The following is a 15,894-nucleotide window of genomic DNA, read 5'->3' as shown; positions in this document are numbered from 1 at the left end:
TAAAACAGAAAAAGCCCTCATAAATATTATGAGGGCTTTTTGTTTGGATGTGGTTTAGTTCACTATTTACTCATCAATTGAGTCACTCGTTAAAGTGTCTTTTGGAAGACTTTAGAGTTACGTCCGTTATGATACTTTTCTTGTCGCGCTTCTGGTAAGGCGCTTGCTTCAACTTCAGCAAAGCCTTGTTCGACGAACCAATGGGCAGTACGAGTCGTCAACACAAACAATTTGTGCAAACCATGGCTGCGCGCTTGCTGCTCTAAAAACGCTAGCAAGTCCGCACCTCGGCTGCCGCTACGATATTCGGGATGAACCGCGACACAAGCGACTTCTGCCGCATCTGCATCTAATGGATAAAGCGCTGCACAGCCCAGAATCATACCATCACGCTCAATCACACTATAGTGATCAATCTCTTGCTCCAAGCATTCGCGCGAACGACTGACCAAAATGCCTTGTTCTTCTAACGGTAATAACAGTTCAATAAGTCCCACGACATCGTCGATATCTGCTCGGCGAATCTCTTCATAAGGGTCGTGGCTAATGAGCGTACCAGAGCCATCACGAGTGAATAGCTCTTCTAATAATGCACCATCTTTGGCATAAGAGATAATATGGGTGCGATGAACGCCTTGACGGCAAGCATTACTGGCGCAGTTTAAAAAGTAATTAATCTCACAATTTAGATCACGGCCACGTAAGAAACGATCGACTTCATTTGGAATCATTTCGCGTAGCAAGCGATCATCGTCATTGATACCCGTTTCTTCACCTAAGAATATCAGCTTATCCGCGCCAAGTGCGACGGCAGCACTCAATGCCACATCTTCAGCGAGTAGGTTGAAAACTTCACCAGTCGCTGAATAACCCATCGAGCCTAAAATCACGATATGATCGTGGAGTAGGTTGTTTTTGATGGCCTCAACGTCGATAGAGCGCACTTCACCCGTCATTTGATAATCGACACCATTACGAATGCCATAAGGGCGGGCGGTGACAAAATTGCCTGACACGGCATCGATGCGCGAGCCGTACATGGGTGAATTGGCCAGTCCCATCGATAGCTGTGCTTCAATCTGTAAGCGAATGGCACCAACGGCTTGCAAGATAGACGGCATCGCTACACGCGGCGTCACTCGAATGTCTTCATGCAACGGCGAGGTGATATCAGTGCCTTGCAGGTTGTTTTCGATTTGCGGTCGGGCCCCATGTACCAATACCAGCTTGATGCCCAAGCTATGTAACAAGGCGAAGTCATGAATAAGCGTACTAAAATTCGGGTGATTGACCGCTTCACCGCCAAACATGATCACAAAAGTCTTACCGCGATGGGTATTAATGTAGGGGGCAGAATTACGGAACCAATGAACGTATTCGGGATTAATCTGTGGCATGGCGCTAGTAGTCATAATGGGAGCAGTAGTAGTCAGAATAAGAAAAAAGGACGTGACAAAAAATGCCAGTCGCTAAAGAATTACCATAGCAAAAAACGCCGTTGTGAGCTATCTTTTATTTCAGTAGCGTTCATCAATCTTTGTAGTAAATTGACAATATACACAACCTCAACACGTGGTTAATGTACCTACAAACGCTTTTTGCTATGCTAAGCGCTATTGCTTTATAGACAGCTAACGCAGATAATCAATAAAAATGAACGTTACTAGCATGGAGCGTATATGATGATAGCCTACTCATAATCTGAGATGTCGTCATTAAGTGTATTGCTCATATAAAGTCTCGTCTATCCAAACCGCGAGAAACTTAAAAAGTTAAAGCGATAAGTGTCAGAGTTTAAAAGGCATTGAAAATGCATTAACCAGACAGTCAGGTTTTGCCAGCTGCGTTTTACCGATATATTAACTAGGGATAATGAAAGTCATGAAAAAAAGTAACCATTTTGCCAATCCTTTTAGCGCTTTTAGCGGACACCGTCTGTTTCACGTGATCGCTGGTACGCTCGTCGGCGTCATGGCTGTGACCCAAGCCTCAGCGATGCTGCCGACCCCAGAGCAAGCAGTTGATAATTTAGCTACCATGCAGTCAAGTACCAATCAAGCAAGCACCCGTAGCGGTAATTCTAGTGTGCAAGCCGTTAATACCAAAATTACTGCCTCGTTGATCAGTGTTGATGCCAATGGTCAGGAGGTCTTGGTACCTGTTAATGCCAACACGCGCTTGCAAGCAGGCAACGTCTTAGAGTATCAAGGGTATTTTACCAATACCAATGCTGATCGAGTACGCAAAATGACGGTCACCATGAGTATCCCTGAGCAAGTAGAATTATTGCGCGCGGTCTCGCCTGACTTCCCATATGGCAGCACCGATGGTGATACTTTCGCCCGTATGCCGCTACGTGGCAAGGTGGACAATCAATTACAAGAAATCCCATTCAAATACTACAAAGCAGTACGCTGGGATATCGAAGGTGTTGGCCTCAATGACACCGTAGCAGTGAAATACCGCGCCCGCGTTAAATAGATTTGCTTATTAATTGATACAGTCTGTTTGAGCAGAATTGATTTAGCTAACGGCAAAAAGCACCACAATTTATGACTGCGGTGCTTTTTTAATGGCTGAGATTCTAATTTTGAGGTTAGCTTGTCGAGGATTTACTATATATAGTCAGTGAAAAGTAATATCGATACATCACGCACTGCTGATATCAGCAATACCGTCGCATTTTTAAGATATTTTGACTATATCGTTATAAAGTTGCATATTTACTCTGTGATTTTTCTTTAATTAATTGTTTAATCGCATTGATTTGTGGTGTGGTGGCTTGCGTGCCAGCAGCAATAAGGGCGCTACGTTGACTGGTATCTATGGAGCTGATATGACCGACATCAGGGGTAATCACAATATCAGCACGCGCGCGTTCATTGCGCATTGATGCGCTATGCTTGGTATTTGAATGAGCAGTGTTGGCGGTTAAATTGTTTTCAAGTAAGCCCCAAAAGCTACTCAATGAGGTGATAGCGGGTAAGAGATTGCTTGTTATATTCTTTTTATTCGAAGTAGGCACCGTCACATCGATGGCGATGATGATATCTGCCCCCAAATCACGAGCGCTATCGACAGGCACTAAGCTGACCACACCGCCATCGATATATTTTTTGCCGACTTTTTCAGGAATACGCGGGGCAATAAAAATATTAGGTACGCTACAAGATGCTTGAACGGCAAGCCCAGCATCTCCGGTGGTAAAGATAGCCTTTTTTAGCGTGTGCTTTTCAGCCGCGACGGCAGCGAAGTGAATGGGAAATGACTCTATAGGGCGACCACCAACTTTTGCATTAATAAAGTTTTTGAGTTTGATACCTTCTATAAATCCTTGGTTGGATAAAGTGAAGTCCGTCAATTCGCTGTCAGTGGTGGTCAATGCCAAGCGCTCAAGCTGTGCTGGCGTGTAGCCGCTAGCGTATAGACTACCAACCAAGCTGCCGATGCTCGTACCAACGACCAAGGTTGGTTTGATACCGTTTGCCTCTAGAGCCTTAATCACGCCAACATGCGCAAAACCTTTGGCACCGCCGCCGCCCAACACTAACGTAACTCTGAGTTCATCTGCTATAGGCGTTAATGGTGCCGGTGCTGGTGTCAGTGTGCTACAAGCGTTAGTGCCTAGAGCCAATACAGCAAGCACACTGATACGCAGGAGTATTAAATGATGATAAAATTGAGGCAATAGAGCAGGAGCAAACATAAAAAAGACCTTATAAAATCATCGTAAATTAGGGCGTGTTATCAATTAGCACATTTATATATTTAGTGGTCTTAAAATGGCTAAATTTTGCTAAACATCGTCAGAAATTTTGCCAAATCGACAAAGCTACTTATCGACAAAGCTACTTATCCATAAAATAGACTGGATGTATTTCTCTGCAAAGTGTCTAAACGCAGTATTACTAAATAGCTTAGCATAATCAATCATGTTGTCAGTTATAATGAGACTGATTCAGTATTTTGATAGCTGGTTGATTGCTATCACCTTTGCAGCTCGTTACTAGCAGTAGAATGCTTAGGGCGTGTCCTAATAAGACATTTTGCGCTTACGGAATTTAAAACCAATATCGTTAGGATTTTTGATGCCCATGTCGGTCAGTCACGCTTCAGCTCCTTCCTCAGCCCAGTCAACCGCTCATGGGATATCTGAGCAACCTCTATCGGCACTCGATATGCCAGTGACGGCGTTGGCAGGCGTCGGCTCCAAAGTTGCTGAGCAACTCGCGCAGTTGGGTATCGTACGAATCTTTGATTTGCTGCTGCATCTGCCACGAGATTATGAAGACCGTAGCCGACTGGTATCGATAGCAGACGTGGGGCATGGACAAGCCGCATTAATCACTGGGCGTGTGGTACACGTCGATGTCAAGCGTAGTGGCATGACGGTGATTGTAGACGATGACACCGATACGATATCATTGCGATTTTTTAAGGTCTATCGTGGTCTGGCGCAGACCATGAGTTTGGGTACACAATTGCAATTGTTTGGCGAAGTAAAAGTCAGCCGTTATGGCAAGCAGATGCACCATCCCGAATATCAAATTATCACTGATAGCAGTGCGATGACCAATACTGGGTTGCAGCCCATTTATCCCAGTGTCAAAGGCTTGCATCAGAATAAATTGCGTACTTTGATTAAGTTGGCACTACAAACGGTGCGTAGTCAGGGTCTACCGATGACGCTGTTTACCAATGAAGATTTTGCCGTCGTTGCGGATTTACCATTGGTACCTTTTGAACCACCAAAAAAATCGGTAATAGAGGCGTATGAGTCTGAAGATATTTTTTCGACGCTCGCCCGTAGTGTGCCCGACAATGCTACCAGTAATAGTGTCAATAAAGCCCAGCCCGCTATTTATGATGCAACGTATGACGCGATGAATCATAATCTCGATACGATGGCCGCTAATAATGTCTATACCCTGACGATATTTGAAGCCTTGGTACTATTGCACACTCCACCAACTTATACCGATGCTGGGCGGCAGTATCAGCTATTGACCCAACTAAGTGCTCGCACCCATGCTGCTTGTCAGCGCTTGATCATTGAAGAGTTGACCGCGCATCAACTCAGTCTATTGTATCGTCGTCAGCAATTGCATCAGCATAAAGCCCCTAAATGTGCCACTAAAAGCCCATTGGCTGATCAATTATTTGCCGCGTTGCCGTTTGATTTAACAGGCGCGCAGCAACGAGTGATGAAAGACATCACGGCCGATATGGCGACTTCTATTCCGATGCTACGACTGGTACAAGGGGACGTGGGCGCTGGCAAAACGTTGGTGGCGGCAGGTGCCGCAGGATATGCGCTTGATAGTGGCTGGCAAGTGGCTGTTATGGCACCCACAGAGATTTTAGCAGAGCAGCATTTGGTTAATTTTAAACAATGGTTTGAGCCCTTAGGTGTTGGGGTCGGTTGGCTGGCGGGTAAACAAACCGCAAAGCAGCGCCGCGAAGCGTTGGTAGCTGTGGCTGAAAACACCGTGCAAGTGGTCGTCGGCACCCATGCGTTATTTCAAGAGCAAGTACAGTTTGCTAAATTGGGCTTGGTTATTATCGATGAGCAGCACCGTTTCGGTGTCGAGCAGCGCATGGCTTTGACCAGTAAAGGCGTAGCCAATAGCACACCACATCAGCTAATAATGACGGCAACACCTATTCCGCGTACGCTAGCGATGAGTGTCTACGGCGATATGGATACCTCCATCATTGATGAGCTGCCACCGGGTCGCACGCCAATTACGACGGTGACGATTGATCGTAACCGCCGTGATGAGGTGATCGAACGTATTGCGATTAATTGTGAGGCGGGCAGGCAAGCGTATTGGGTTTGCTCGCTGGTGGAAGAGTCTAGCGTGCTGGATGCACAAGCCGCTGAAGCCACTTACGAGGACTTAAATGAGCGCTTAAATATTCGTATTGGTCTTGTCCATGGCAAGATGAAATCCGTTGATAAACAAGCCATCATGCAAGCATTCAAATCCGGAAGTCTTGATTTGTTAATTGCCACAACGGTCATCGAGGTTGGCGTCGACGTGCCGAATGCTTCGCTAATGGTTATCGAGAACGCCGAGCGTTTGGGTCTATCGCAACTACATCAGTTGCGCGGACGAGTCGGGCGTGGTTCGACCAAAAGCTTCTGCGTTCTACTATACCAAAAGCCATTGTCGGAGACGGGCACTGAACGTCTAAATGTATTGCGCGACAGCACCGATGGCTTTGTTATTGCCCAAAAAGATTTGGAACTGCGCGGGCCAGGTGAGCTGTTAGGCAAACGTCAAACGGGCAATGTTGGTTATTATTTGGCGGATTTGATTCGTGATGAGCAATTATTTGCGATTGCCCAGCGTCTCGCCAAACACTTAATTGCAGATCCTGCACGTAAAGCAGATGTCAGCCAGCTGATCCATCGCTGGATGCCAGAAGCCAGCCGTTACACCAATGCATAGCAGAGTTTTTCTCTCTGCATTCTTACCGAATAATTCGGGATGCTATTTATCCTTGTTAGTCATGCTCATTATTTGATGTCAAATTATGAATATAAAGAGCGAGCGAAATCAATGATTTATGCATCATTTTTTCTGCCATCGCTTTAGTTCATGAAAATAGCTCTTTGGTAGTTTTTATTTATTAATACTAACTCATGTGTTCGCTGATTGTCATTGATATGCATCGAGTAGTGTGGCAATTTATGAGGTTGCATCATTATCGTGTTATTTGTACCACTACTTTTCAACTGTCTGAATATTTATACAAGGATGTATTATGAAACAGACGTCTACGCCTGCTTGTGCCACTGTTATCCCATTTTCATTTAGTCAATCTGCCTTTGCTCTTTTACTACTGACCCCATCGTTAGTGGGATAGGCTCGGTATTGCCAGAGTGTGCGATCAAAAAACACATTCCAATGACCGACTATCTTAATTTTTATTATTGCCCGTATTTATAGAGACCTATCATGAGCGATCTTGAAGAAACCAATCCTAAACCATCTTCTCAATCTGAGTTGCCACCATATCGTCAACCTGACACGCTGGCTAATGCTAATAAGTCTTCGTCGAAATTGCCGCTATGGTTGTTGCCAGTATTGGGCATTGTGCTGGTCATGGGTGTTCTGCTTGGAAAATACTGGGGTGCTAGTGATAAAGCGATGAATGACGGGGCGCTAGCATCTGCCAGTACACAAAATGATGGCCCCCTTACTAGCGACGCTAGTACAGAACAATCTGTATTATCGGTAGAAACGGTGATGCCAAGCCAAGATACGATTGGCAATACGTTGAGTGCTGACGGCACCATCAATGCCAAGGATGTGGCTAATGTCAGCGCTAAAGTCAATGGTGTGGCTATTGAGCGTGTACTGGTTGAGGAAGGTGAGCGGGTCAAAGCAGGTCAAGTATTGGCGATATTTGATACTGATGCCATGGAGCAGCAAGTTTTGCAAGCAGAGGCCGATGTGGCAGAAGCTGAAGCAACGCTTGCCAATGCCAGCGCTGATGCCGCACGTGTCTTGCCATTGGTAGATATTGATGCCATTAGCAAACAAGAGGCCGATCGCTATCGTACCTCTGAGATGCGTGCTAGAGCGTCTTTGCAGGCCTCCAAAGCCCGTTTAAATAATCAGCGCTTGACGATAGACAATTCAAAGGTTGTGGCGCCTGTCAGCGGTATTATCAGTGAAAAAATGGTGGAAGTTGGGATGGTGGCTGGCGGTGAGCCACTGTTCACGATTATCAAAGGTGGTGTTTTGGAGTGGCGGGCAGATATAGATCCTAAACTTATCGGTGACATCAATGTCGGCACATCGGTGCGAGTAGGATTGCCAAATGGTGATTCAGTGATGGGACAAGTGAGCCGTATCGCACCGACGGCGGAAAATAACCGCCAGATCACTATTTATGCGAGTCTAGCGGCCAACTCAAAAGTACGCGCAGGCATGTATCAGACTGGCGAATTTCTACTAGGGAGTGCCAGCACCCAAACGATTCCTAATAGCGCCATCGTTAGCAATGACGGTTATGATTATGTGATGCTAGTGACCAGTCTTACAAACCAAGACGGTAAGTCCATGGGTCGTATCAAGCAACAACGAGTGACTTTGGGCGCGCGACTTGGTGAGAACGTAGCAGTGCTAGAGCCTCTGCCAAGCGATAGTCGTATCGTAAAACAGGGCGGTAGTTTTTTGAACGATGGCGACCTAGTGCGTATAGTTAATGGCGTGAGCCAAACGAGTACAGCAACGCAGGCACAATCATGAGCTTAAACGTCTCCGCTTACTCGATCAAAAACCCACTCGTGGCTATTCTGCTATTTGTGCTCCTAACCTTAGGGGGCATCTATGGCTTTATGAAAATGAAGGTACAGCAGTTTCCGGATATAGACTTGCCAGCGGTGGTCGTCACGGTGACCCTACCTGGGGCTGCGCCTTCGCAGCTCGAAAACGATATCGCAAAGAAAATTGAAAACAAACTGACCAGTATCGAAGGTGTGAGTCATATTCGTACCACCCTACAGACGGGTGCGGCGACCATTGCCACCGAGTTTACGTTAGAAAAAGACATTCAAGAAGCGGTCGACGATGTACGTTCGGCAGTTGGCGAAGTACGTGGTGATCTGCCAGCCGCCGCCAACGACCCAATCATTACCAAGGTATCTACCGCAGGATTTCCGGTCGTTACTTACTCTGTCGCTGCTAACAATATGAGTGTAGAGGATCTGTCATGGTTCGTAGATGACACGATCACCAAACGGCTCTCTGATATACCAGGTGTCAGTACAGTCGGTCGTATCGGCGGGCTTCAGCGTGAGATTACGGTCGCAGCTGATCCTATCACTTTGAGTGGTTTGAAGTTTTCGATTACCCAGCTGTCACAGCAAATAGCAGGTATTCAACAAGACAGCTCAGGGGGTGAAGCAGAAGTGGGTAAAACCACCCAAACCATTCGCGTTTTGGGCGCGGTCGAGCGTGCAGGCGAGCTTAATGACCTACAAGTGGCTGTCCCTACAGGCGGTACTCAAGCGCTTGGGCGTATGGCGCAAATCACTGATGGTGCGGCTGATCCCAGCTCTATCGCTAAGCTCGACGGTCAAACGGTGGTTGCATTTAATATCACTCGCTCGCGTGGTGCCAGTGAAGTTGAGGTAATGGAACTGGTCGATGACGAGCTTGCCAAGTTGACTGCCGATGTGGGCAATATCAGTATCGAAAAGGTCTACGATCGAGCGACGCCTATTGCGGAAGATTACCAAGCTTCATTACGCATGCTGATCGAAGGTGGCCTGCTTGCCGTGGTGGTGGTATTTCTGTTTTTACGCAATATTCGGGCGACCATTGTTGCCGCTGTGGCGTTGCCGCTGTCAGTAATTCCTACCTTTTTAGGCATGTACTTATTTGGCTTTAGTCTCAATATTATCTCACTACTGGCATTGTCCTTGGTCATTGGGGTACTGGTCGATGATGCAATCGTCGAGGTCGAAAACATCATCAGGCATTTAAGGATGGGCAAGACGCCTTATGAAGCGGCGATGGAAGCCGCTGATGAGATTGGTTTGGCTGTTGTCGCCACTACCTTTACCTTGATTGCTGTGTTTTTACCGACGGCCTTTATGGGTGGTATTGTTGGGCAGTTTTTCCGTCAATTCGGTTGGACGGCTGCGTTATCGATTTTTGCATCGCTTATGGTGGCGCGTCTGATCACACCTATGATGGCTGCATACATCTTACGACCCGAGAAAAAGCATGTCGAAAAGCAAAGTGCATTGATGACGTGGTATCTCAAAATTGTCTCGTGGACGCTTCATCATCGTTGGCTGACTATGGGTGCAACGTTGGTGTTGTTCGTGGCCTCGTTGGCATTAGTGAAACTACTACCGACTTCTTTTATTCCAGACAACGATATTGACCAAACCCGTGTGGCTATTGAGCTAACCCCTGATGTGTCGCTCGCAGATACGGAGCGCGTGTCAGCGCTTGCCAGTGCGCGCATTTTAGCCATGCCTGAAGTGACTAACATCTTTACGTCAGTGGGAGAAGCACAAGCATCCATGAGCTCAGAGTCTGGTGGTAGCAAAGCGGAGAATATTGCCAGTTTGGATATTGTGCTTGCACCGCGTGCAGAGCGGGGCACTAAGCAAGAAATAGAACGCAAAATCAGTAAGTTGATGACAGAAGTACCGGGGGCTCGCTTTACCGTTGGACTATCAAGTGGTGGTGAGAGTGGCTATAATTTTTCGTTAACCAGTACCAGTCCACAGCTGCTTGAGCAGACTGTTCAGCAGATCATGACTGAAATTCGAGGTTTGCCAAGCGTAGGTGCTGTGACCAGTGATCGCAGTTTGCCACGTCAAGAGCTCACCGTCACGCCTGATAGACTGGCGATGGCTGATAAAGGCGTGACCACGCAAGATATCGCTACGACTTTACGTGTCGCGACTGTCGGCGACTACGAACAGCGCTTATCCAAGCTCAATCTGGATACGCGTCAGATTCCTATTGTGGTGCGTCTGCCAGATGTTGCCAAACAAAATGTCAGTCAGTTAGAGGGCTTATACGTACCAAACTCACTACCAGCAGGTCAAGGGGTGCGTGTGGGCGAAGTCGCTGCGTTAGATTTTGGCACAGGTCCTGCTCAGATAAGTAGGTTGGATCGAGAGCGCGCTATTAGCATTACGGTGCAGCCGGCAGATGGCGAGCTAGGCGATTTGGTACAAGCGGTCAAGTCAGTGCCGACCATGCAACAATTGCCGCCTTCGATTACCATCATCGATCAAGGCCAAGCCGAAAATATGGCAGATCTCTTTAGTGGCTTTATCATTGCGATGTCAGTGGGTGTGGTTTGTATATTAGGCGTGCTTATCTTACTATTTGGTCGTTTGTTGCAGCCATTTACCATTTTGATGGCATTGCCTCTATCGATAGGCGGTGCGTTCGTCGGCTTGGTTATTACCAACAGTAGCCTGTCGATGCCCTCGATGATTGGTTTTATTATGCTCATGGGCATTGCGACCAAAAACTCGATTCTGTTGGTTGATTATGCCTTGATTGCCCAGCGCCGCGGGCTGGCACGTTTTGAGGCGATTATTGATGCCTGTCATAAGCGCGCACGTCCTATCATCATGACCACCATTGCAATGGGGGCGGGCATGTTGCCATTGGTATTTGGTTGGGGTGATGCTGACCCTACTTTTAGGCGACCGATGGCAGCAGCGGTATTGGGCGGTCTAGTGACTTCAACGCTGTTGAGTTTGGTGGTCATCCCAGTCGTCTATACGTTGATGGATGATCTGTCAGGATGGTTTGCTAAATGGCTTGTGCCAAGTGGCAAAGAGCCGACAACGACGGACAGTAAAATATGATTTAACGTCTTTATTTGATCGTATACATGACCTAGCATTAGCAGTAATAATGCTAGGTCTAACACAGACAAGCCCATACTTATTGATTAAGTATGGGCTTGTTGTCATTTTATAAGCACATAAGCACATAAGCACATAAGCACGAAGGATATAATTGCCCTGCTAGTTACTATCGCAAAGCCATGCATGTCATTATGAATCCAATGTCTCTCTCGACAATCATGCTGAACATTCAGATTACAGCGGCAAAGCGATAGTGTTGGTGATTCGTCGCCTTTCAAGTACGAGGCTTTGTATTATGATAGTCTTACAACTATTGACTTGGATGGTATAAATTAACCAATCTTTGGTCAGGCCAGTTCAACTTATCGACAACCCTTTTTGAATGGGAAAAATTTGAATCGTTAGAAACGACTGGCTCATTTGTTATGAGCGCTCCTCCATAAATACTATTAAATAAGGAATAATGATGATTAATGCATACGCAGCAAAAGAGAAAGGCGGCGAGTTTGTCCCTTATCAATATGATCCTGGCACCTTGGGCGATCACGAAGTAGAAATCGAAGTGCATAGCTGCGGTGTCTGCCACAGTGATCTTTCTATGTGGCAAAACGAATGGGGTATGACCGAATATCCGTTTGTCGGTGGGCATGAAGTTGCAGGTAAAGTCCTTGCAAAAGGCAAGCACGTAAAGCATCTTGAGCTTGGCGATAAAGTCGGTCTTGGCTGGCATAAAGGCTACTGCAACATTTGTGACCTATGTATCGGCGGTGACCATAACCTCTGTGCTAAGCAGGAAGGAACCATCATTGGTAACCATGGCGGCTTTGCAGATAAAGTACGCGCAAAAGATACCAGCGTTATCAAAATTCCTGAAGGGCTTGATTTCAACGCGGTAGGGCCACTGCTGTGTGGTGGTGTCACGGTATTTAACCCGCTAATGCAATACGATATCAAACCAACCTCTAGAGTAGCGGTTATCGGTATCGGTGGTCTGGGTCATCTTGCGCTTCAGTTTGCTAATGCGTGGGGCTGTGAAGTGACAGCATTTACCAGCGAATCAAAGATGGAAGAAGCAAAAGAATTGGGTGCTCATCACTCTTTAAACTCAAGAGATGAGAACGAAATCAAAAAAGCAGCAGGCTCTTTTGATTTAATCATATCAACAGTGAACGTTGATATGAATTGGGATGTCGTTATTAAGACGTTGAGACCAAAAGGTAAACTGCATTTTGTTGGTCTATTAGAAGCGCCGTTAGAGATAGTGGCTGCGCCAATGATCATGGCTCAAAACAGCCTATCAGGCTCACCAGTCGGATCACCGTCGACCCTGCGAAAAATGCTGGATTTTGCCGCTAGACATAATATTCAGCCAGTGACTGAAACCTATAAAATGTCTGAGATAAATGAAGCATTTGAGAGACTAGAGAGTGGTAACGCTCGCTATCGAGTGGTATTAGAAAGAGATCAAAAGTAACTAGAACCAACTAGGGCGTGTCATCATTTAGATTGTGAGGCTTAAAATGAGGAAAATTGCAGCCAAACAAGGAAGAAATTTCCGTAAATATGAACATATTGACAAGATTACTGACGATGTTTGGCAAAATTTAGCCATTTTAAGACCACTAAATGTATTAATGTACTAATTGATGAGATGCCCTAGATGTAATCATAGTAGCGATACTCTATTTTATTAATAGGGTATCGCTACTTTTTTTTATGTATGATTTAAATTTACGATGCAATCAAGGAGACTTTCCTAAAAATTGTGTAACTGCTTATAAGTCACTAACTGGAAAATAAACAATGACTACTCAGTATGACATTAAACTACTGGTTCCCTTGAGGTATAGTCAAAAAACTCTGAAAGTTAATAATAAGATTGTACGTCATCAATAAGCAATTCTTTGCTAGATTCACGTGCTTCAATTTTAAGGAATATCAAAAATCTTAATCTATAAAATTGTCTCAAACAAGCATCTGCGTATGGCACTGCTGTTTTTGCTGATTCAGCAAATTATTGTAGCGTCATCAACGTACTTTATTGCTCGCCTTGCACAAAGTCTGACTCAAGACACTATTTCAATTTTGTATATGGTGCTATTTGCCGTCTCTTTAGTAGCGGTTTATGTGCCTGCATATTTTTGTGTCACCAATACGGAGCGTGCTAAGTACGACGCTCATAAACTGTACAACGACACTTTTCACACTGTTTTCTTAGGCAAGACACATTTGTTATCTAGCGACGAGTTACAGAGTACGGCAACGACAACACTCGCTCAAGAAAGCAACTACACTCTTGAGGCAGTCATTGATAGTGTTTTTGATATTTCAGCGTTGGTACTCAATGTCTTATTTAACGTGTTGGTCATTGCTTGGTTTTTGGATGGCACCTTATTGCTTGGTTATGCAGTAGGTATTATTTTTGCTTCTGCGTTTGTGCATTATAGACGACATGCTTTAAAAACGGCTGCCAAAATAGATCAGCAATCACGGTTGAATTTAACCGCTAAACTTTTTGACAGCTGGGATAATGTCGTTATTTTCAATAAGCATAATTTCAAGATTTATAACAATATTGTTCAAAAAAGCTTTGCGACAGCCAAGAATAATAGCGTTAAATCTACATCGATTCAGCACATCAATTCAAGCTTAGGTATGATCATATTGATGCTGCCTGTCTTTGTGGTTACTGCTTTTATTTTTAATAAAAATTGGCACGATGCTGCGACGATGGCGGTACTAATTGCTACGCTGCCAAGACAAATTCAGCTATTGCAAATGTGCTATGCATTGGTTGGATACCATACTAGTATTGGTGTTATCAAAACGATGCTAGATGGTATTTTAGATGTCTTACGACCTACCGCCGTCAATTTAGATACCTACATTCAGGCAGACCAAATACGTGTGAAGCAAACAGGAGAAGTTTTTGATTCAACACAGTTGCCCAAGCAAGGTAGGGTAACGCTGATTGGTAATAATGGTGTTGGTAAATCTTGTATGTTGCTTAAGCTAAAAGACCACTACCAAGAGCAGGCTTACTACTTACCCGCCAAGCACAATTTGTATTTCAATTACAAAACAGACAAAGCCCATGAGGGTTCAACAGGACAACAACTCATCAAACAAATTCAAGAAATTAGAGAGGACGACCAAAGTACAATTGTCATGCTTGATGAATGGGATGCACATTTGGATAAAGAAAATACTCAAATCATAGATCAGTATCTTGATGAGCTTGCCCAAACAAGGCTTGTAGTGGATGTTAGACATTGATTTAGAAAGTTCTTAATCTGCTCAGTAAGTACACTGTGAAGTACACCGCCGTTATCTCAATAACTCAAACTATTGATACCATTAACCTATAGCTTAAGATTCAAGCCCTCACTAGGGAACCGAACCAGTGAAAGCACCTGATTGGATTAAGCTATGCTGTCAAAAATCATATCTATACTCTATATATTTTTTTATAAATCAGGCCGAACATGACAAAAATAACTGAATCGTTAATACAAGCAAAAGCTGTTCAAGCATCGCCACTATTGAAAAGAATATATACTAAAACAGATCTGTATAAGCAATGTGCTTATGAGCTTCAAGAAGATATAGAAAGACTGGAAAGTGATCACTTAGCATTATTATTCGCCAAATACGCGTCCATTACTGGTCGGTATCCATCAGAATATAAAACCCGTTTAATTAACTGCGACAATGGCAATATTGCATTATGTGGTATTCGCTTTCGTGGTATGGATATCTCCCAACCATTTGTCACTGTGACGACTACGCTAAAACCACTCAGTATAAATAGCATCAATGTATTGGTAGATAATATTTCAAAGATATTTGAGGCCTTTAAGCCCCAATATGTTCAATTCTATATTCCAAGCTATTTAGATATTGAGCCTGCAAACTTTCCCTCAGCCCATTGGGACAATCGTATACTAGCAAATTCCTTAGACACGCTAACTAAAAACGCCGCACAAGATATAGCCTGTCCTTCTCATACCAAATGTGAGCTATTATCTGCGAGCTCTCTTACATTTTATGAGCAATATGAAATGGCATATAACAAGTTGCTTGATGACTTCCCCCAACATGCTCTGATGATGGAATTAAAGCCCATAGAGGATATGAGAACTTGGGTGGCTCAGCGCTTTGTTCATTTATTATATGTTAACGATGAATTAGCAGGTGTGATAATAGTAGAGCCTGATAATAACTTAGGAATGACTGGCTTTTATATTATTGAAAATATTATATTTTCTGAATATAGAGGACAGGGTTTAGGGAAATGGATGCAACTAGCTTTGATATATCAGTTGGTCAATGATCAAAGTAGACAATCAAGAAGACAGAAAACTGATATGTTGTTTGGAACGATCCATTTTGATAATACCTCAGCTTTTCAATGTGCAAAAAGCGTCGGGCGTGATGATATTGGGGGGTATTTGTGGGTGGCAGCAGGTATCAAGTAGGATAATGACAGGCTTTTTTTATATTTAACGGTTCTTATGTCCAAAGGTTCG

General features: G+C 44.6%; 9 protein-coding genes. 7 read left to right on the top strand and 2 right to left on the bottom strand.

Translation table 11 applies throughout. From position 1 onward, the window contains the following. Window positions 1-89 precede the first annotated feature (89 nt). A complete protein-coding gene (gene argA / locus AAEY72_RS12855) occupies window positions 90-1,412 on the bottom strand; it encodes an amino-acid N-acetyltransferase (RefSeq protein ID WP_189586965.1) in 1,323 nt (440 codons plus the stop codon). A gap of 469 nt (window positions 1,413-1,881) precedes the next feature. Between argA and AAEY72_RS12850 the strand changes: the two genes are divergently transcribed. Next, entirely contained in the window at window positions 1,882-2,481 is a 600-nt protein-coding gene (locus AAEY72_RS12850; protein WP_010201301.1) for a hypothetical protein, read from the top strand. A gap of 226 nt (window positions 2,482-2,707) precedes the next feature. Here AAEY72_RS12850 and AAEY72_RS12845 read toward each other — a convergent pair whose 3' ends face one another. Beyond that, window positions 2,708-3,706, bottom strand: coding sequence for a patatin-like phospholipase family protein (locus AAEY72_RS12845; protein WP_352310768.1), 999 nt, complete (start codon window positions 3,704-3,706; stop codon window positions 2,708-2,710). A gap of 382 nt (window positions 3,707-4,088) precedes the next feature. Here AAEY72_RS12845 and recG point away from each other — a divergent pair, with 382 nt between their 5' ends. The 6 genes from recG to AAEY72_RS12815 all read left to right on the top strand — a co-directional run bounded on the left by recG (window position 4,089) and on the right by AAEY72_RS12815 (window position 15,843). Continuing rightward, the gene (gene recG, locus AAEY72_RS12840; protein WP_227670026.1) at window positions 4,089-6,455 is read left to right on the top strand and encodes an ATP-dependent DNA helicase RecG; all 2,367 of its coding nucleotides are present in this window, start codon (window positions 4,089-4,091) and stop codon (window positions 6,453-6,455) included. 510 nt (window positions 6,456-6,965) lie between these two features. Next, on the top strand, window positions 6,966-8,264 hold the full coding sequence (locus AAEY72_RS12835; RefSeq protein ID WP_194620980.1) for an efflux RND transporter periplasmic adaptor subunit: 1,299 nt from the start codon (window positions 6,966-6,968) through the stop codon (window positions 8,262-8,264). Continuing rightward, the gene (locus AAEY72_RS12830; RefSeq protein ID WP_352310766.1) at window positions 8,261-11,362 is read left to right on the top strand and encodes an efflux RND transporter permease subunit; all 3,102 of its coding nucleotides are present in this window, start codon (window positions 8,261-8,263) and stop codon (window positions 11,360-11,362) included. Before AAEY72_RS12835 ends, AAEY72_RS12830 begins: the two co-directional genes overlap by 4 nt. Before the next feature lie 469 nt (window positions 11,363-11,831). Next, the gene (gene ahr / locus AAEY72_RS12825) at window positions 11,832-12,839 is read left to right on the top strand and encodes an NADPH-dependent aldehyde reductase Ahr (protein WP_189586973.1); all 1,008 of its coding nucleotides are present in this window, start codon (window positions 11,832-11,834) and stop codon (window positions 12,837-12,839) included. Between the two features lie 509 nt (window positions 12,840-13,348). Further along, complete coding sequence (locus AAEY72_RS12820; protein WP_352310764.1) at window positions 13,349-14,641, top strand: ATP-binding protein; 1,293 nt, start codon at window positions 13,349-13,351, stop codon at window positions 14,639-14,641. Between the two features lie 209 nt (window positions 14,642-14,850). Beyond that, window positions 14,851-15,843, top strand: coding sequence for a GNAT family N-acetyltransferase (locus tag AAEY72_RS12815; protein WP_352310762.1), 993 nt, complete (start codon window positions 14,851-14,853; stop codon window positions 15,841-15,843). Window positions 15,844-15,894: the final 51 nt, after the last annotated feature.

Source organism: Psychrobacter sp. W2-37-MNA-CIBAN-0211 (assembly GCF_040309405.1).
Taxonomy (GTDB): Bacteria; Pseudomonadota; Gammaproteobacteria; order Pseudomonadales; family Moraxellaceae; genus Psychrobacter; species Psychrobacter glaciei.
Note: the sequence above shows the minus strand (reverse complement) of the source record. Positions and strands in the feature narration are given on the sequence as shown.

Bases quoted from the DNA above. Each gene is read 5' to 3' on its own strand.
- argA (WP_189586965.1), bottom strand. From the start codon at position 1,412: ATGACTACTAGCGCCATGCCACAGATTAATCCCGAATACGTTCATTGG.
- AAEY72_RS12850 (WP_010201301.1), top strand. From the start codon at position 1,882: ATGAAAAAAAGTAACCATTTTGCCAATCCTTTTAGCGCTTTTAGCGGA.
- AAEY72_RS12845 (WP_352310768.1), bottom strand. From the start codon at position 3,706: ATGTTTGCTCCTGCTCTATTGCCTCAATTTTATCATCATTTAATACTC.
- recG (WP_227670026.1), top strand. From the start codon at position 4,089: ATGCCCATGTCGGTCAGTCACGCTTCAGCTCCTTCCTCAGCCCAGTCA.
- AAEY72_RS12835 (WP_194620980.1), top strand. From the start codon at position 6,966: ATGAGCGATCTTGAAGAAACCAATCCTAAACCATCTTCTCAATCTGAG.
- AAEY72_RS12830 (WP_352310766.1), top strand. From the start codon at position 8,261: ATGAGCTTAAACGTCTCCGCTTACTCGATCAAAAACCCACTCGTGGCT.
- ahr (WP_189586973.1), top strand. From the start codon at position 11,832: ATGATTAATGCATACGCAGCAAAAGAGAAAGGCGGCGAGTTTGTCCCT.
- AAEY72_RS12820 (WP_352310764.1), top strand. From the start codon at position 13,349: ATGGCACTGCTGTTTTTGCTGATTCAGCAAATTATTGTAGCGTCATCA.
- AAEY72_RS12815 (WP_352310762.1), top strand. From the start codon at position 14,851: ATGACAAAAATAACTGAATCGTTAATACAAGCAAAAGCTGTTCAAGCA.